Below are 16076 nucleotides of genomic sequence, written 5' to 3' on the forward strand. Positions count from 1 at the left end.
AAAACCAATACAATGAACGCAATTTATATGGCTTCGGGCAGTCCGCGCCGTCGTGAGATTTTGGAGAATTTGGGTTTCACGGTACGCCGCCTTCCTGCGGATATTGATGAAACCCCTAAAGAAGGCGAAGCCGCAGTAGAGTATGTGCGCCGTATGGCCTGCGAGAAAAATCAGGCAGCGGTGGCACAATGGTTTACTGCTCATGATCAAGAGCCTGAGTTTGCTGTATTGACGGCGGATACGACGGTGGCGGATGGTACGGTTATTTTGGGTAAACCGGAATCTGAGGCGGATGCGGTCGATATGCTGGAACGTTTGTCCGGACGGACTCACCAGGTACTGACGGCTGTATGCGTTTACTGGCAAGGCGTGTGCCATGATGTGGTGCAGACGAGCGAAGTGCGCTTTAAAACGTTGACGGCTGAGGAGATTGCAGCCTATGTTGCCAGCGGCGAGCCGATGGATAAAGCCGGTGCGTATGGGATTCAGGGCTTGGGCGGCGTATTTGTCGAGCATTTGCAGGGCAGTTTTACCGGCGTGATGGGTTTGCCGGTTTATGAGACCGCGCAACTACTGAAATCTTTGGGTTTGGAAGCGCCGCCGTTTGCTTTAAATTAGGCAAATGCCGTCTGAAAGCGTGCCGACAAAAACGCCTGTTTCAGTTACAATACTGCCTTAAACAGCTTGTTTGAAGAAAGATATGAAAGAACATAAGGCCCGGAAACGCTTCGGGCAGAATTTTTTGCAGGATACGCGGATTATTAGCGATATTGTCAACGCGGTCAGACCGCAGCCTGATGATATCGTGATTGAAATCGGCCCGGGCTTGGCTGCCATTACCGAGCCTTTGGCGAAGAAACTCAATCGCCTGCATGTTTGCGAAATCGACCGCGACATCGTACGTCGTCTGAAAACCTTGCCGTTTGCAGATAAATTGGTGATACACGAAGGCGATGTATTGCAGTTTGATTTCAACAGCATTGAAGGCAAGAAAAAAATTGTCGGCAACCTGCCGTACAATATTTCCACGCCGCTTTTGTTCCGATTGAGCGAAGTGGCAGACGATGTGATCGATATGCACTTTATGCTGCAAAAAGAAGTGGTCGAACGCATGGTGGCGCAGCCGAAAACCAACGACTATGGCCGTCTGGGCGTAATGCTGCAATATTTCTTCGATATGGAAATGTTGATTGAGGTGCCGCCCGAGTCCTTTGATCCTGCGCCGAAAGTGGATTCGGCCGTGGTGCGCATGATTCCGGTGAAACACCGCATCGGTAAAGCAGAAGATTTTGAACATTTTGCCAAACTGGTGAAACTGGCTTTCCATCAACGCCGCAAAACCATACGCAATAATTTGAAGGAACTTGTCGGCGATGATGATTTGCAGGCAGTCGGCATCAATCCGCAGGACAGGGCAGAACACATTGCCGCTGAGAAATATGTGGAATTGAGCAATTATCTGGTTCAAAAGGCCGTCTGAAATAGTGATGGTAATTTTTAAGCAACCTCCTATTCGATGAGAGGTTCTGGGTGATTCATATTTGTGGCGTGAATTGGCGCAGTATTTTTCCGGTAAGGATATGCCGTCTGAGCGGCACCGTTTTGAAGCAGCAATTATCGGCGCAGTTTGGGTATTGACCGGGTATCATCTTGATAGGGAAGAGCAATTTAAAGTTAATCGGTACAATCAAGGCAGAATTTCCGGCGGCATAGTCAGTTGCCGCTTTTGGCTGGAAACGGCCATTCCTTTGCCTTGGTAGTGGCAAGCGTAACTCAAGCCCCGAAAATTTTGGCAGTTTGGAAAGAAATAATGATTAAATTCAAAAATGTACACAAACATTTTAAAGATTTGCACGTTATCAACGGCGTGAATCTGGAAGTTAAACAAGGCGAGGTGGTCGTTGTATGCGGCCCTTCAGGCAGTGGCAAATCTACGCTGATTCGTACGGTAAACCAACTCGAGCGCATTGAAAGCGGCGAGATTTGGGTGGATGGCATCAATGTTGCCGATCCGAAAACCGATTTGAACAAAGTGCGCGAAGAAGTGGGCTTTGTGTTCCAAGGGTTCAATCTGTATCCGCATTTGACCGTCTTGGAAAATATTATTCTTTCTCCGATGAAAGTGAAAAACCAAAGCCGTGAAGAGGCGGAAAAGAAAGCGATGGAGCTTTTGGAACGCGTCGGCTTGGCACATAAAAAAGACGCGCTGCCCGGTCAGCTTTCCGGCGGTCAGCAGCAACGTGTGGCGATTGCACGAGGTTTGGCGATGGAGCCGCGCGTAATGTTGTTTGACGAACCGACTTCCGCGCTTGACCCTGAAATGGTCGGCGAAGTATTGAAAGTGATGAAAGACTTGGCGGAAAGCGGCATGACCATGATGTGTGTGACCCATGAAATGGGTTTTGCGCGCGAAGTTGCCGACCGTGTGATTTTTGTCGATAAAGGCCAGATTCTGGAAGATGAAACGCCGGAAGAATTTTTTACCCATCCGAAACACGAGCGTGCCAAACAATTCCTGCAACAGGTGATGACACATTAAACTCGGGCCGTCTGAAATTTCAGACGGCATGATCGGTTTGAATGATTTTGAAAGTTGAAAATAATGTATTTTGTTGACCGTACTGCTGTTGTGCTGAAGCCGACCGCCCGTTTTTTGGAATGGCTGAAATCCGCCGATGAAAATATGCCCGACCTGACCATCGAGCAACTGCGTACCAACTGCTCCGTATTCCTTGTGCCGCAATTTGACGAACCCGAATCCGTCATTTCTTATTTTGACGAACGCTACCAGCAGATTTTTGAAGCCGAATTGGCCGGCTGGGACATCGATAAAAGCAAATGGCCGCAAGACATGAGTTTGAAGGCTTTTTGGGAATTTTTCGATACCGAAATCCACGATATGGTTTTGGACATGGAAGAGGCGGAATTGAATATTACGCCTGTTTTCGACAATATGATGTAAAGCCGTGCGAAGTTTTCAGACGGCCTTAAAGCCCTCGCGTTCTTTGAAAATTCTGATTGTCTTCTTACACCTTTCAGCATTGGCCTTATGCCTTACCGAGTTTTACGGTTGGATGATGTGGCTGGGTTTGGCGGCATTGGCCGGTAGTTTTACCTATGCTTGGCGCAGCGTTAATTTTCAGACTCGAAATGCGGTCAGAAAAATCATCATCGACCGTCAATACCGTGCGACGGTTTACTTGAATGACGAGGAAGAGGGAAGAAGCGTGGTTTTGCAAGACAGCAGTATGTTGACAGCTTATGCTTTGTTTCTGCAATGGAATATTGATGGAAAAATAGTCAAACACTGCATCTTGCCCGATATGGCCGACCGCGATGCCTACCGCCGTCTGAAAGTGTGGGCGCGCTGGTGCCGTGAAAAAGAAGACAAAGCAGAACTTGCGGCAGATATGGATTAAACGGCTGTTTCAGACGGCCTTTTGAAGCGATAAATACAATGAAAACATTACAAGACTGGCTTTCTCATTTGGAGACTGCCCATAGTTCCGGCCTTATCGATATGGGCTTGGAACGCGTGGGAGAAGTGAAAAAACGCATGAATTTGGTGCCGCAATGTCCTGTCGTCGTGGTGGCGGGTACCAATGGCAAAGGCTCCGTATGCGCCTATTTGTCGCATATTTATAAAGAAGCCGGTTTTAAAGTCGGTACGCTGACCAGTCCTCATCTTCTGCGTTACAACGAACGAATCGCCATCAACACTCAGCCGGTTTCAGATGAATTGATTGTTTCCTCATTTGAGCGTATCGAAGCGGCGCGAGGTGAAATTTCTCTGACGTATTTTGAGTTTAATGCTTTGGCGGCCGTTGATATTTTCATGCATGAAAATGTGGACGTAATGATTTTGGAAGTCGGTTTGGGCGGACGGTTGGATGCCGTGAATGTATTTGACGGCGACTGTTCGGTCGTTACCAGCGTGGATTTGGATCATCAGGCATTTTTGGGTGATACTGTCGAGCAGGTCGGTTTTGAAAAAGCCGGAGTGTTCCGTAGCGGCAAATCTGCCGTATGCGGTCAGAATCCTGCGCCTGAATCATTGCTCAAACACGCAGAAGAAATTGGCGCAAAACTGTTGATGGTTCAGCGAGATTTTGATTTTGCGTCAATGGAAAGCGTACAGTGGAACTACCGCTTCCATCCGCAAGCTTCAGACGGCCAAAGCCGTAACCGTAATTCCTTGCCGTTTCCTGCTTTGCGCGGTGCCTATCAGTTGTCCAATGCCGCGTGTGCATTGACTGTGTTGGAATGTTTGAACGAACAATTGCCGGTTGATATCGGCGCGATTAAACGTGGTTTGCTGTTGGTTGAGAATCCTGGACGTTTCCAAGTTTTGCCCGGCCGTCCGCTGGTGGTTTTGGATGTCGGCCACAATCCGCACGCAGCCCGTGCTTTGCGCCGCAGCCTGATTAACCTTGCCTTTGCCCAAAAACGTACCGCCGTATTCAGTATGTTGTCCGACAAAGATATTGATGGCGTGTTGGAAATCGTTAAAGATCAGTTTGACGAGTGGAATATTGCGCCTTTAGATGTGCCGCGCGGCATGACGGTGGAGGCTTTGCAGGCCAAATTGGCTGAACACGGCATCGATAATGTAAATGTTTTTGAAACTGTCGCTGCAGCCTACCGCGCTGCTTTGGCTAAAGCAACCGAAAATGATAGAATCGTTGTTTTCGGCTCATTCCATACTGTTGCCGATGTAATGGCTGTTTTGAAAGAACACTAACGAGGAAATTATCATGTCCGACAATAAACAAAAAGAAACTCCAAACGGATACGATTTAGACGGTTACGAACGACTCAAACGTCGCAACCGCCGTCGCTTGGTCTTGGCCTCCGGCTTGGTGGTGGCATCGGGTATGCTGTTCGGTCTGGCGCTGACTTCCGGCGACGATAAAAATTTACCGTTTAAAGAAGCGCCTGTCGGTCAGAGCCAAGTTAAAACGGCTGACGAGCCGAGCAAGGCCGTTGTGTTAGAGCCGAATAAAGAAGATGTCGCTGCTGCTGAGGAGGCTGCCCGCCATGCTGATGCCGAAGCATCAAATAAACCGCAAAATGCAGGCGACGAAGAAGACAATGCGCCGGTTGAAGTATTGAAGCCAAACCGTGAATCTGCCCCCGAAGATGTTGGCGAGCCGTTGGTTTTGATCAACGATACTTTGGATGACGGTAATATTAAAGGCTTGGAAGAGTCCGAACGTATTCAACGTGCCGAGGCTGCCAAGCGTGAAGCTGCGGAGCGCCGAGCCGAAGAACGCCGCCAACGTCAGGCTGAACAACGTGCTGCAGCGGCCCGTAAAACACAAGCCCAACAGGAAGCTGTTGAGAAAGAAAGCGCATTGGCAGCTAAAAAACGCGCACTTCAAGCGCGTGCTGAAAAAGCAGAACGTGAAGCCGCTGCCGAACGCAATAAATTGGCACAATTGGAAAAAGCAGAGAAAGCCATTGCCGAGCGTAAATCTGCCAAAAACAGCAAAGACAGCGTAAAAGATAAGGCCGAGCCTGCTAAGAAAGCAGAAGCCAAAGTTGAAAAACCAAAAAATGAAAAGGCTAAACCAGAAACGGCCAAAGCAGAAAAAGCCGATAAGGTAAAAACTGCCGAGAAGCCGTCTGAAAAAGCCAAACCTAAAGCTGAAAAAGAAAAAGCAGAAGCCAAACCTGCGAAAAAAGCCGCTATTCAGGCTGGTTATGCTGAAAAAGAACGCGCGCAAAGCCTGCAACGTAAAATGAAAGCCGCAGGTATCGATTCGACCATTACTGAAGTCATGACCGATAAAGGTAAGGTGTATCGCGTGAAATCAGCCAGTTATAAAAATGCACGCGATGCAGAGCGCGATTTGAACAAATTGCGTGTGCATGGCATTGCCGGTCAGGTGACCAGTGAGTAATTTGCCTGTTGCTGATTTGTTGGCGGCCGCCGTCATCGTCATTTGCATCATTATCTCGTTGACACGGGGTATTATTGCCGAAGCAGGGGCGATGGTAGCGTGGGTGGTATCGTTTATTGCAGCCAGAACGCTCGCCGTGCCGTTTGCCGATGTGGTCTTTAAATCGGTTGAGCCGCATTCTTTGGCGGTTGCCATGGGTTTTGCCGCTGTGTTTTTTTTGGCATGGCTGTTGCAGAAACTGGCACGATCGCTGTTAAGCAGTTTGATGTCTGCCGTTGGTCTGGGAAGCATTAACCGTTTGCTTGGTGGCATATTCGGTGCAGTGAAGGGTGTGATTTTGGTGACACTGGCAGTGATGGTTTTTTCACACACTGATTTGCCGAAAACGGAAGAGTGGCAAAGTTCGCACACAATTCCGTATTTTGAATCACTTGCCGATGCTGCAATGCCTTATTTGCCTGGAAAAGATACCGCAATGCCGCATCTTTCGGGTAAAGCAGCTGAAGTTGAAGAATTGGATGATTGAGTTTGACGGATTCAGACGGCCTATGGGTCGTCTGAATCCGTTTTTATTTGCGTAAATTTAGCATCATATTGTTAACAATTCGAGCAAACTCATCTAAATTATTTTATAATGACGGCTTACCCATTTAATCTTCAAACTCGGAGAAGCACGATATGTGTGGTGTATTAGGTTTGGTTAGTCATGAGCCGGTCAATCAGATGTTGTATGATGGTTTGCAGATGTTGCAACACCGTGGTCAGGACGCAGCAGGTATTGTTACTGCCGAAGGCAATATATTTCATATGCACAAGGGCAAAGGCATGGTGCGCGAAGTGTTCCGTACCCGCAATATGCGCGACTTGATTGGTAATGCCGGCATTGCACATGTCCGCTATCCGACTGCAGGCAATGCGGGCAGCAGTGCAGAAGCCCAGCCGTTTTATGTCAGCTCCCCATTCGGCATTGTTTTGGCACACAACGGTAATCTGACCAATACCGAAGAGTTGTATGAAAACGTATGCAACAAACACCTGCGCCACGTTAATACCAGCTCTGATTCTGAAGTCCTACTCAATGTATTTGCGCACGAATTACGCCGCGAAGTCTCTAAAAATACAGCCCCTTATCAACTTACCATCGACAATATTTTCAACGCTGTTTCCGAAGTACACCGTTTGGTGCGCGGCGCATACGGCGTAGTAGCTATGATTGCAGGATACGGCATGCTGGCTTTCCGAGATCCTTTCGGCATCCGTCCGTTGGTTTTGGGTTCGCAAATTGACGAATCCGGCAAAAAATCTTATGCCGTTGCCTCCGAATCCGTTGCCTTCAATGCGCTTGCCTATGATTTGGAACGCGATATCCATCCGGGCGAAGCCGTATTTATTGGTTTTGACGGTACGATTATTTCCCGTCAATGCAGCGATAAAGCCAAATTAAGCCCTTGTCTTTTCGAATATGTTTATTTTGCCCGCCCGGACTCCGTCATCGATGGCGTTTCCGTTTATCAGTCCCGTATGGATATGGGCGTATCTTTGGCAGAAAAAATCAAACGCGAGCTGCCGGTCGACGATATCGATGTTGTTATGCCTATTCCCGATACCAGCCGACCCAGCGCGATGGAGCTTGCCGTCCATCTCGAAAAACCTTACCGCGAAGGTCTGATTAAAAACCGCTACATCGGCCGCACCTTTATTATGCCCGGCCAGGCAACACGCAAAAAATCAGTACGCCAAAAACTCAGCCCGATGGAAACAGAGTTTAACGGCAAAAGCGTTTTATTGGTGGATGATTCCATTGTACGCGGTACGACCAGCCGTGAAATCGTCGAAATGGTACGCGCGGCAGGTGCACGCAAAGTCTACATTGCTTCTGCAGCTCCCGAGGTGCGCTATCCAAATGTGTACGGCATCGATATGCCGACCCGTGAAGAACTGATTGCAAACGGCCGCAGCGCAGCAGAAATAGCAACCGAAATTGGCGCGGACGGCATCGTCTTCCAAAACTTAGAAGATTTGGAAGCAGTAGTCAAAGCACTCAATCCAAAAATCGAATCCTTTGATTCTTCATGCTTTAACGGTGTTTATCAAACCGGCGATATCGATGAAGCATATCTGAACCGTCTCTCTACCGAAAAATCAGGTTGTGGCGGCTTGAAAGTACATCCAAGCAAAATGGAACACAGCATCAGTATCAGCGATAGCGATGATGAAGAATAAAGTAAATTGACTTACAATAAAGGCCGTCTGAAAATTAACGTTCAGACGGCCTTTAATTATGTTTTAGACACATTATGAGTACCGAAACCAAAAATTACATCACACCTACCGGTTGGCAGGCACTGAAAGACGAACTTTATCATCTGGTCAACAAAGAACGCCCGGAAATCGTCCAAATCGTTAACTGGGCGGCAAGCAATGGCGACCGCAGCGAAAATGGCGATTATCTTTACGGTAAACGCCGTATGCGCGAAATCGACCGCCGTATCCGTTTCCTAACCAAACGCTTGGAAGCTGCCGTCGTCGTCGACCCTGAAGCGCGTGAAGCCACGGATCAGATTTTTTTCAGTGCAACCGTTGGCTTATTGCGCGGAGACGGTCGTGAACAAACCGTCAAAATCGTCGGCGTAGATGAAATCGATACCGCTAAAAACAAAATCTCATGGATTTCCCCTTTGGCACGCAGCCTGATTAAAGCGCGCGAAGGAGATGAAGTTGTCTTGGATACACCGGAAGGACGTGAGGTTATAGAGATTCTGTCGGTAGAATATATTAAGATTGACTGATTATGCATGAATAAAGCAAGTGAAACTATAAAAGGCCGTCTGAAAAATATACTTTCAGACGGCCTTTTATTGATTGTATCTACGCTTTTAAGATTTTCCGGCTTTATCTCCGATTTTGCTTTCTTTACCTTGAATCAGGTTTTGAATATTGCTTCTATGGCGGTACAACACCAATGCGGCAATGAATACGGTTGCCCATGCCCAAGAGGCGTGTGGCATCATGAAGAAGGCGAAGATGGGTGCGCAGACGGTGGCAACCAGTGCGGCGAGTGAGGATACTTTGAAACCGAACGCCATGACCAGCCAAATCAAGGCGCAGAGCAGGGCGGTTGCGGGGGAGAGGGCGAGCAAGACGCCCAATGCAGTGGCTACGCCTTTGCCGCCTTTAAAATTGAAAAATATTGGCCACATATGGCCGACCAATGCGGCGATGGCAACCAGTGCTATCGTTGCATCAGACAAATTTAAAGCATCTTGAAGACAGCGTGCCAAGATGACGGCAATCAAGCCTTTTACTGCATCGCCGAGTAGGGTCAGTGCGGCTGCTTTTTTCTTACCGCTGCGCAAGACGTTGGTGGCACCGGGGTTGCCGGAGCCGTAAGTGCGCGGATCGTCCATGCCGTAATATTTTGATACGATGACGGCAAAAGACAGGGAACCGATAAGATAGGCGGCAATAATGGCGAGTACATTGAACATTTTGGGTGCTTTACTTAAAATGGGAACGGTTATTCTATCAAAAAAACGGACAGGCAAATGGATAAAATCTTTTTGTACGGCATGAAGGCCGATACTTTAATCGGCCTATATGATTGGGAACGCGAGCGTAAACAGACTTTGATTTTGGATTTGGAAATCAGTGTTCCCGAGCGTACCGGCACGAGCGACGATATCGGCGACACCATCCATTATGGCGAAGTATGCGAAGTCGTACGCCGCAGCCTTGCAGAACAGGATTTTTTACTGCTGGAAACGTTGGCGGAACATATCGCCCAATTGATTTTAAATGATTTTGGCGCGGCCAAAGTGCGCGTCCGTATTGTGAAACCCGGTATCTTGCCCGATGTGGCGCAAGTCGGTATTGAAATTGAACGCGCTCGGGAATAAACCATAAATATATAAATTTTTAGTTTTAAATAAAAAAGAAAACGTCATGATTGAACAAATATTGGGAAGTATGTCAGGTATATTTTGGGTTTTTCTGATCATTATTCCTTTGCTTTTATTAAAAGCGCTGTTGAAAAATCCTAAAATAAAGGGAAGTATGGGGGAAATAGCAGTTCGTTCTGTAATTGGAAAAAATTTAGATGAGAAAACTTATTCTGAGTTTCACGATTTAATTATTCCATCTCGAGATGGTACGACACAAATTGATCATATTTATGTCTCAATTTTTGGGATATTTGTGATAGAAACTAAAAATTACACAGGTTGGATTTTGGGTAGTGAAAAGCAATCTAAATGGACGCAAATCATCTATAAACAGAAACATTATTTCCAAAACCCGTTGCGTCAGAATTATGCTCATATCAAAGCGTTGTCAGAACTATTGCAATTTCCTGAGGAGAAGTTTCATTCAATGGTAGTTTTCTTAGGTGATTGTGAGTTGAAATCAAAAATGCCACCAAATGTTTGCCGTATTAGGCAGGCGGCGGCTTATATTAAGAATTTTCAGACGGCCTTATTGCTTCCTCATGAGGTAGAGGCAATAGTTGCTGTATTGTCTTCAAGTGACTACCAAGCAAATAGTGAAAAGCTGCGAACACATACGGAGCGTTTGCAGCAACGACATCAGCGATAACCATTAGAAAAGGCATCCTCTGAGTTTATTTCTGTAAAATTTCAGACGGCCTTTAACATTTAATAATTTGGAAATGAGGTAAAAAATGGATTTGAAAGAAACTAAATTAAGCAGCGAGCCAATCTACGAAGGTTCTTTTGTTACCATTAGCCGTGATCGGGTGCGCCTGCCTAACGGCAATGAAAGCCAACGGGTTGTGATCCGTCATCCGGGTGCTGCGTGTGTATTGGCTGAAACGGAAGACGGCAAAGTTGTTTTGGTGCGCCAATGGCGTTATGCCGCCGATCAGGCGACGTTGGAATTGCCGGCGGGTAAATTGGATGTGGCGGACGAAGATCCTGCCGAATGCGCTTTGCGTGAGTTGGCGGAAGAAACGCCATATGTCGCCGACAGTGTCAAATTGTTATACACCTTTTACACCGCAGTCGGTTTTTGCGATGAAAAAATGTATCTCTACCAAGCGCAAGGCGTGCGTTTGGGCAGCGAGTTGAGCAATGATGAGGATGAAATTACAGAAACCGTCCTGATGAGCAAGGAGGAGGTGCGCAATGCATTGGCAAACGATGAAATCAAAGATGGTAAGACTTTGATTGGTTTGCAGTATTGGTTGACTCAGAATTGATATGTTAAGCAGAAAATCCTTGATGGATTTTTAAATACTTGAGCCTGATATTTAGATAATAAGGTTTTATGCAAACAAGGCCGTCTGAAAAAGCTTTCAGACGGCCTTGTTTTATTTTGTAGCCGGATTTTAACCTAATAAAGCCGGTGCGAACCGTGTAATCGTATCGCGTAAAACGATGAGTTTGCCGTGGAAGAAGTGGGACGAACCGGCAATGGTGACAACAGGCAGGCCTTGTGGTTCTGCCCATGTCAGGGCTTTGTTGATTTCAACGACTTCGTCTTCTGCACCATGAATCATCAATGTTTTGGCGACATCGGGAACGTCGGATGGTTCCAGGCGGTCGGTGTAGTGATGGACGGCGGCGCCCATCAGTAACAGCAAATCAGGCGTGCGTGCTTGTGCGGCAAAGGTGGAAACGTAGCCGCCGAATGAGAAACCGGCCAGGACGAATTGCGGTGCATCAGGATGTTGAGCACGGGAGTAGTCGATAACGGCAATGCAGTCTTGCGTTTCGCCGCGGCCGTAGTCGTGTTCGCCTTGGCTATTGCCTACGCCGCGCAAATTGGGCAGGTAGCAATGGAAACCGAGTTGGCTGAGGGCTTTGGCGGCGGTTTGGATGACTTTGTTGGTGTTGGTGCCGCCTTGCAGGGGATTGGGGTGGTTGATGACGGCAACGCCGCGGGCGGATTCTTGTGTGCTTGGCAGGTAGATGGTTTCCAGCAAACCGGCCGGGCCGGAGATTTGAATGATGTCGGGTTTGAGCATGGGTGTGTCCTTGTTTGTTTTTTCAGACGGCCTGAAGCGGTTTACAGATAAAAATTCTTGCCGTTGTTTTGATTGTTGGCTTTCAAATCGGCAAGCATCCGTTTGAAGTCCAAGCCGTATTTTTCGCTTAATTTTTCTGCACGTTTTTTTAAGTTGTCGAGATTTTGTTCTTTAGGGCTGCTTTGGAACGCCATGACCGCAACGTTGCCGTGGCTTTCTGCAGGCAGCTCGAGTACGCGGCCGTCAAAGACGTTGAGCAGGCGTTCGACAAAGCGTTGATAACGCTGATCGCCGCTCCACCAGTTGGTGACAAATACGCCGTCGGGGGAGAGGGCGTTGCGGCAGTCTTGGAAGAAGGGGTCTTCCACCAAAGCATCGATAATCTGTTCGCCGTCAAAACCATCAACCAAAATTACATCGGTATTGTGGCGGAACACTTTAATATATTCCGCGCCATCTGCCTCGATAATTTCAAAATTTTCGCCTTCGTGCGGCAATTCAAACAGGCTGCGCGCCACGGCGATGACTTGCGGATTGATGTCTACGGCGGTTTGCTTGGTGTGGGGAAGATAGCTGTCTATCCAACGGGCAAACGAGCCGCCACCCAAGCCGATTTGGGTGATGTGTTTCGGCGGGGTTTCTGCAAACAGCAGCCAACCCATCATGGCGCGGCTGTACGACAACACCAGCTCGGACGGATGATTGACATTCATGGAGCTTTGAATGGTGTTGCTGCCCAAGTGCAGGGAACGGATATTGCCTTCTTCGGAAATGCCGACTTCGGGCAGATGGGATTTGGCTGGGCGCAGGCGGCGGTAAGGATGGCGGGGTGGCATGGGTGCAGACGAAAGATATTAAAGGCGTTATTTTAACAGAAACAATGATGTTTTGCGCTGGGGCGGTTTTCAGACGGCCTTTGTGTGTGTTGGATGGAAAGATAAGGCAGGTATTTAATTTTCTTTAAAATCATTGGTTTTTATAATTTCGTGAGTAACTTTGTTTTAAAATGCTTGCCAAGATGGGAACTTATCGGCATAATGCCGACTTCCTTGCCGGTATAGCTCAGTTGGTAGAGCACCTGACTTGTAATCAGGGGGTCCCGAGTTCGACTCTTGGTGCCGGCACCAGTTAAAGACTGATGGTGCCGCAAGGCATTTCAGTAAGCCGGTATAGCTCAGTTGGTAGAGCACCTGACTTGTAATCAGGGGGTCCCGAGTTCGACTCTTGGTGCCGGCACCAATTAAAAGCCCGATTGTGAAAGCAGTCGGGCTTTTTGCTTATGCTTTGATATTTTAAAAGCAGACCTTATAATACCGCGTTTCCATTACAACAAAGGGCTGCCCGCCGGGCGGAACACACAAAACACCATGATTACCGTAAACACTTTGCAAAAAATGAAAGCAGAGGGCGAAAAAATCGCCATGCTGACCGCTTATGAATCCAGCTTTGCCGCGCTGATGGACAATGCCGGCGTGGATGTGTTGCTGGTAGGCGATTCTTTGGGTATGGCGGTGCAAGGTCGTCAGTCCACTTTGCCGGTGAGCTTGCAAGATATGTGCTACCACACTGGATGCGTGGCTCGCGGTACTAAAAATGCCATGATTGTCAGCGATTTGCCGTTTGGCGCATATCAGCAGAGCAAAGAGCAGGCATTTGCGGCAGCGGCAGAGTTGATGGCAGCCGGTGCGCATATGGTCAAGCTCGAAGGCGGTGTTTGGATGGCGGAGACCACTGAATTTCTGCAAATGCGTGGTATCCCTGTTTGCGCCCACATCGGCCTGACCCCGCAATCTGTGTTTGCATTCGGCGGCTATAAAGTTCAAGGCCGCGGCGACAAGGCAGAAGCGTTGCTCAACGACGCCAAAGCGCATGATGCGGCAGGTGCGGCAATCGTATTGATGGAATGCGTTCCTGCAGAGTTGGCGAAAAAAGTGACCGAGACAGTTTCTTGCCCGACCATCGGTATTGGTGCAGGCGTGGATTGTGACGGTCAGGTTTTGGTGATGCACGATATGCTCGGCATTTTTCCCGGTAAAACCGCCAAATTCGTGAAAAACTTTATGCAGGGCAAAGACAGCGTTCAAGCTGCGGTCAAAGCCTATGTGGACGAAGTCAAAGCAAAAACGTTCCCATCTGTCGAACATACGTTTGCCGGATAAAATAAAAACCAGGCCGTCTGAAACTTATTTCAGACGGCCTTTTTGATGAATAAAAGCGTATAATCGGCGCGTGATTTCCGTTGATGAAGCGGCGGAAAAGATAAAGGATTTTTCAAACCATGCAAATCATTCATACGATTAAAGAATTGCGCGAGTGGCGCAAAACTGCCGGAAAAGTGGCATTTGTGCCGACCATGGGCAATCTACACGAAGGCCATCTTGCGCTGGTGCGCGAAGCGAAAAAACGTGCCGATAACGTTGTGGTCAGTATTTTTGTCAACCGCCTGCAATTCGGACAAGGCGAAGATTTCGACAAATATCCGCGCACTTTGCAGCAAGATGCCGACAAATTGGCAGGCGAGGGCGTTGCCGTCGTGTTTGCGCCTGATGAAAAAGAGCTGTATCCAAATGTGGAACAGCGTTTCAATGTCGAGCCTCCGCACCTGCAAAACGAATTGTGCGGCAAATTCCGCCCGGGACATTTCCGCGGCGTTGCGACTGTTGTAACCAAATTGTTCAACATTGTTCAACCCGATACCGTCTGTTTCGGCAAAAAAGACTATCAGCAGCTGGCGATTATCAAAGGCTTTGTCGAAGACTTGAATTTCAATATCGAAATCGTCCCGGTCGATACCGGCCGAGCTTCAGACGGCCTGGCACTTTCCAGCCGCAACCAATATTTGAGCGAAGCAGAGCGCGCAGAAGCGCCCCGCCTCTATCAAGAGTTGCAAAACATTGCCGCAGCCCTGAAAAACGGCAATCTGGATTACGCCCAGCTCGAGGCCGAATGTATCCGCCGTTTGAGCGATGCCGGCTGGGTGGTAGATTACGTTGAAATCCGCCATGCACACAGCTTGGCAGTAGCTCATGTCGGCGATAAAGAATTGGTGGTGCTTGCCGCCGCTCGTTTGGGTACCACGCGCCTGATTGATAATTTGGAAGTGGCTTTGGCTTAAAACCAAGCTGCTGTTAAAGGCCGTCTGAAACCTGTTTTTCAGACGGCCTGTTTCAAAGGGGTTAAATCATGAAACAAAAAGCTTTAATCTTGCTCCTTCTGCTGACTGGGGCTGCTCATGCCAATGACAGTATGGGTACGGTCAGCACAAGCGGCATCAAATATCTGAAAAATCCGCATATCGATATGCAGAGCGAAGATTTGCACATCAGCGAAAAGCAAATCCGCGTACATTACAAGTTTAAAAATACTACAGCGCAAGATATTACCGAGACGGTTCTTTTTCCTTTGCCCATCGTTCCTGCGGTCACAGTTTCCGACTTTGCCGACACCAAAGGCTTGGTGGACAGCTTCCGAATTTACGCCGACGGCAAACCTGTCCGCCCGCAAGCCCACGTCCGCGCCTATTTTGAACGGCGTAACGGCTCGCTGGTGGACGTGACCGCCGATTTGAAAAAATGCGGTTTGAGCGATCAGGAACTGATGCACCCTTGGACGAAAAACAAAGATGCCGAAAAGCTCAATGAGAAAATTCGTACTTGTAACTCGCCCAAAATCAAATCCTTGCTTCCAGCCAGCGAATCAAACATAGTGGGCTGGACGTCTTGGTCGTCGCAGATTATTTACAGCTGGAAGCAAACCTTTAAAGCCAACGCTGTAACCGAAATCAAACACCAATACACCCCGTTGGTTGGCGGCAGCTTCCTGCCTTCGCTCAAAGCCAAAGACAGCAAAGCATTCATAGATGAGTACTGTATGGATGAAAACTTCCTTAAAAACTTTAAAAATGTGAAAGAAGAAAAGGTCTATCACCATTTGGGCTATATCCTGACCACAGGTGCCAACTGGGCAAAACCTATCGGTAAATTCACCCTGACCATAGACCGCGAGCCCAATACCGTGCTGTCGCTCTGCTGGGACAAATCCTTGCGCAAAGTAGGGCCGAACCGTTTCCAAGCAGTCAAAGAAAATTTCCTGCCGAAGAAAGACTTAGACATTATTTTCGTTTATAACTAATCTTATTCGGCATACATAAAAGGCCGTCTGAAAGCTTATTTAGGTTTTCAGACGGCCTTTTG

At 48.0% G+C, this 16076-nt stretch carries 20 protein-coding genes and 2 tRNA genes; 19 read left to right on the top strand and 3 right to left on the bottom strand.

Translation table 11 applies throughout. From position 1 onward, the window contains the following. Positions 1 to 12: 12 nt before the first annotated feature. The 11 genes from ACTHSX_RS06700 (at position 13) to greB (ending at position 8692) form a co-directional block, all read left to right on the top strand. On the top strand, positions 13 to 618 hold the full coding sequence (locus tag ACTHSX_RS06700; protein WP_440377179.1) for a Maf family protein: 606 nt from the start codon (positions 13 to 15) through the stop codon (positions 616 to 618). Between the two features lie 82 nt (positions 619 to 700). Continuing rightward, a complete protein-coding gene (gene rsmA, locus ACTHSX_RS06705; RefSeq protein WP_440363752.1) occupies positions 701 to 1480 on the top strand; it encodes a 16S rRNA (adenine(1518)-N(6)/adenine(1519)-N(6))-dimethyltransferase RsmA in 780 nt (259 codons plus the stop codon). A gap of 61 nt (positions 1481 to 1541) precedes the next feature. Next, the gene (locus tag ACTHSX_RS06710) at positions 1542 to 1760 is read left to right on the top strand and encodes a hypothetical protein (RefSeq protein WP_440379659.1); all 219 of its coding nucleotides are present in this window, start codon (positions 1542 to 1544) and stop codon (positions 1758 to 1760) included. A gap of 50 nt (positions 1761 to 1810) precedes the next feature. Next, the gene (locus ACTHSX_RS06715; RefSeq protein ID WP_137040945.1) at positions 1811 to 2539 is read left to right on the top strand and encodes an amino acid ABC transporter ATP-binding protein; all 729 of its coding nucleotides are present in this window, start codon (positions 1811 to 1813) and stop codon (positions 2537 to 2539) included. Between the two features lie 63 nt (positions 2540 to 2602). Next, complete coding sequence (locus ACTHSX_RS06720; protein WP_070608171.1) at positions 2603 to 2962, top strand: hypothetical protein; 360 nt, start codon at positions 2603 to 2605, stop codon at positions 2960 to 2962. Positions 2963 to 2966: 4 nt separating this feature from the next. Then, positions 2967 to 3419 carry a protein YgfX gene (locus tag ACTHSX_RS06725; RefSeq protein ID WP_440377180.1) on the top strand — a complete coding sequence of 151 codons (453 nt, stop codon included), beginning with the start codon at positions 2967 to 2969 and terminating at the stop codon, positions 3417 to 3419. Positions 3420 to 3457: 38 nt separating this feature from the next. Next, positions 3458 to 4741 carry a bifunctional tetrahydrofolate synthase/dihydrofolate synthase gene (folC, locus tag ACTHSX_RS06730; protein WP_440377181.1) on the top strand — a complete coding sequence of 428 codons (1284 nt, stop codon included), beginning with the start codon at positions 3458 to 3460 and terminating at the stop codon, positions 4739 to 4741. Between the two features lie 13 nt (positions 4742 to 4754). Further along, positions 4755 to 5903 carry a cell division protein FtsN gene (ftsN, locus tag ACTHSX_RS06735; protein WP_440377182.1) on the top strand — a complete coding sequence of 383 codons (1149 nt, stop codon included), beginning with the start codon at positions 4755 to 4757 and terminating at the stop codon, positions 5901 to 5903. Beyond that, positions 5896 to 6429 (top strand): CvpA family protein, encoded by a 534-nt coding sequence (locus ACTHSX_RS06740; RefSeq protein WP_254346843.1) that lies wholly within the window; start codon positions 5896 to 5898, stop codon positions 6427 to 6429. Before ftsN ends, ACTHSX_RS06740 begins: the two co-directional genes overlap by 8 nt. A gap of 152 nt (positions 6430 to 6581) precedes the next feature. Then, positions 6582 to 8126, top strand: a complete 1545-nt coding sequence (gene purF, locus ACTHSX_RS06745) for an amidophosphoribosyltransferase (protein WP_440377183.1) — start codon at positions 6582 to 6584, stop codon at positions 8124 to 8126. Positions 8127 to 8200: 74 nt separating this feature from the next. Continuing rightward, positions 8201 to 8692 (top strand): transcription elongation factor GreB, encoded by a 492-nt coding sequence (gene greB / locus ACTHSX_RS06750; RefSeq protein WP_003685038.1) that lies wholly within the window; start codon positions 8201 to 8203, stop codon positions 8690 to 8692. 87 nt (positions 8693 to 8779) lie between these two features. Here greB and plsY read toward each other — a convergent pair whose 3' ends face one another. Further along, complete coding sequence (gene plsY / locus ACTHSX_RS06755) at positions 8780 to 9391, bottom strand: glycerol-3-phosphate 1-O-acyltransferase PlsY (protein WP_314593132.1); 612 nt, start codon at positions 9389 to 9391, stop codon at positions 8780 to 8782. 57 nt (positions 9392 to 9448) lie between these two features. Between plsY and folB the strand changes: the two genes are divergently transcribed. From folB to ACTHSX_RS06770, 3 genes are all read left to right on the top strand, one after another. Next, a complete protein-coding gene (gene folB / locus ACTHSX_RS06760; RefSeq protein WP_377073069.1) occupies positions 9449 to 9799 on the top strand; it encodes a dihydroneopterin aldolase in 351 nt (116 codons plus the stop codon). 46 nt (positions 9800 to 9845) lie between these two features. Then, complete coding sequence (locus ACTHSX_RS06765; RefSeq protein WP_440377184.1) at positions 9846 to 10493, top strand: nuclease-related domain-containing protein; 648 nt, start codon at positions 9846 to 9848, stop codon at positions 10491 to 10493. Between the two features lie 85 nt (positions 10494 to 10578). Further along, a complete protein-coding gene (locus ACTHSX_RS06770; protein WP_003747210.1) occupies positions 10579 to 11115 on the top strand; it encodes an NUDIX hydrolase in 537 nt (178 codons plus the stop codon). A 129-nt stretch (positions 11116 to 11244) separates the two neighbouring features. Here the strand turns inward: ACTHSX_RS06770 and ACTHSX_RS06775 are convergent, their stop codons facing one another. Then, entirely contained in the window at positions 11245 to 11883 is a 639-nt protein-coding gene (locus ACTHSX_RS06775) for an alpha/beta hydrolase (protein ID WP_440377185.1), read from the bottom strand. 41 nt (positions 11884 to 11924) lie between these two features. After that, positions 11925 to 12719, bottom strand: a complete 795-nt coding sequence (locus ACTHSX_RS06780; protein ID WP_440377186.1) for a polyamine aminopropyltransferase — start codon at positions 12717 to 12719, stop codon at positions 11925 to 11927. 215 nt (positions 12720 to 12934) lie between these two features. Between ACTHSX_RS06780 and ACTHSX_RS06785 the strand changes: the two genes are divergently transcribed. The 5 genes from ACTHSX_RS06785 to ACTHSX_RS06805 all read left to right on the top strand — a co-directional run bounded on the left by ACTHSX_RS06785 (position 12935) and on the right by ACTHSX_RS06805 (position 16014). Further along, positions 12935 to 13010, top strand: a tRNA-Thr gene (locus tag ACTHSX_RS06785). Positions 13011 to 13046: 36 nt separating this feature from the next. After that, positions 13047 to 13122, top strand: a tRNA-Thr gene (locus tag ACTHSX_RS06790). A 128-nt stretch (positions 13123 to 13250) separates the two neighbouring features. Continuing rightward, the gene (gene panB, locus ACTHSX_RS06795; RefSeq protein WP_440377187.1) at positions 13251 to 14042 is read left to right on the top strand and encodes a 3-methyl-2-oxobutanoate hydroxymethyltransferase; all 792 of its coding nucleotides are present in this window, start codon (positions 13251 to 13253) and stop codon (positions 14040 to 14042) included. Between the two features lie 119 nt (positions 14043 to 14161). Beyond that, complete coding sequence (panC, locus tag ACTHSX_RS06800) at positions 14162 to 14998, top strand: pantoate--beta-alanine ligase (protein ID WP_308538293.1); 837 nt, start codon at positions 14162 to 14164, stop codon at positions 14996 to 14998. Between the two features lie 68 nt (positions 14999 to 15066). Beyond that, on the top strand, positions 15067 to 16014 hold the full coding sequence (locus ACTHSX_RS06805) for a DUF4424 family protein (RefSeq protein WP_440377188.1): 948 nt from the start codon (positions 15067 to 15069) through the stop codon (positions 16012 to 16014). Positions 16015 to 16076 lie beyond the last annotated feature (62 nt).

Origin of the sequence: Neisseria sp. P0014.S002 (assembly GCF_051958295.1) — a bacterium.
Lineage (GTDB): Bacteria > Pseudomonadota > Gammaproteobacteria > Burkholderiales > Neisseriaceae > Neisseria > Neisseria flavescens_B.

Bases quoted from the DNA above. Each gene is read 5' to 3' on its own strand.
- ACTHSX_RS06775 (WP_440377185.1), bottom strand. From the start codon at position 11,883: ATGCTCAAACCCGACATCATTCAAATCTCCGGCCCGGCCGGTTTGCTG.
- folC (WP_440377181.1), top strand. From the start codon at position 3,458: ATGAAAACATTACAAGACTGGCTTTCTCATTTGGAGACTGCCCATAGT.
- ACTHSX_RS06700 (WP_440377179.1), top strand. From the start codon at position 13: ATGAACGCAATTTATATGGCTTCGGGCAGTCCGCGCCGTCGTGAGATT.
- ACTHSX_RS06715 (WP_137040945.1), top strand. From the start codon at position 1,811: ATGATTAAATTCAAAAATGTACACAAACATTTTAAAGATTTGCACGTT.
- greB (WP_003685038.1), top strand. From the start codon at position 8,201: ATGAGTACCGAAACCAAAAATTACATCACACCTACCGGTTGGCAGGCA.
- plsY (WP_314593132.1), bottom strand. From the start codon at position 9,391: ATGTTCAATGTACTCGCCATTATTGCCGCCTATCTTATCGGTTCCCTG.
- ftsN (WP_440377182.1), top strand. From the start codon at position 4,755: ATGTCCGACAATAAACAAAAAGAAACTCCAAACGGATACGATTTAGAC.
- purF (WP_440377183.1), top strand. From the start codon at position 6,582: ATGTGTGGTGTATTAGGTTTGGTTAGTCATGAGCCGGTCAATCAGATG.
- ACTHSX_RS06720 (WP_070608171.1), top strand. From the start codon at position 2,603: ATGTATTTTGTTGACCGTACTGCTGTTGTGCTGAAGCCGACCGCCCGT.
- folB (WP_377073069.1), top strand. From the start codon at position 9,449: ATGGATAAAATCTTTTTGTACGGCATGAAGGCCGATACTTTAATCGGC.
- panC (WP_308538293.1), top strand. From the start codon at position 14,162: ATGCAAATCATTCATACGATTAAAGAATTGCGCGAGTGGCGCAAAACT.
- rsmA (WP_440363752.1), top strand. From the start codon at position 701: ATGAAAGAACATAAGGCCCGGAAACGCTTCGGGCAGAATTTTTTGCAG.
- ACTHSX_RS06765 (WP_440377184.1), top strand. From the start codon at position 9,846: ATGATTGAACAAATATTGGGAAGTATGTCAGGTATATTTTGGGTTTTT.
- ACTHSX_RS06780 (WP_440377186.1), bottom strand. From the start codon at position 12,719: ATGCCACCCCGCCATCCTTACCGCCGCCTGCGCCCAGCCAAATCCCAT.
- panB (WP_440377187.1), top strand. From the start codon at position 13,251: ATGATTACCGTAAACACTTTGCAAAAAATGAAAGCAGAGGGCGAAAAA.
- ACTHSX_RS06770 (WP_003747210.1), top strand. From the start codon at position 10,579: ATGGATTTGAAAGAAACTAAATTAAGCAGCGAGCCAATCTACGAAGGT.
- ACTHSX_RS06805 (WP_440377188.1), top strand. From the start codon at position 15,067: ATGAAACAAAAAGCTTTAATCTTGCTCCTTCTGCTGACTGGGGCTGCT.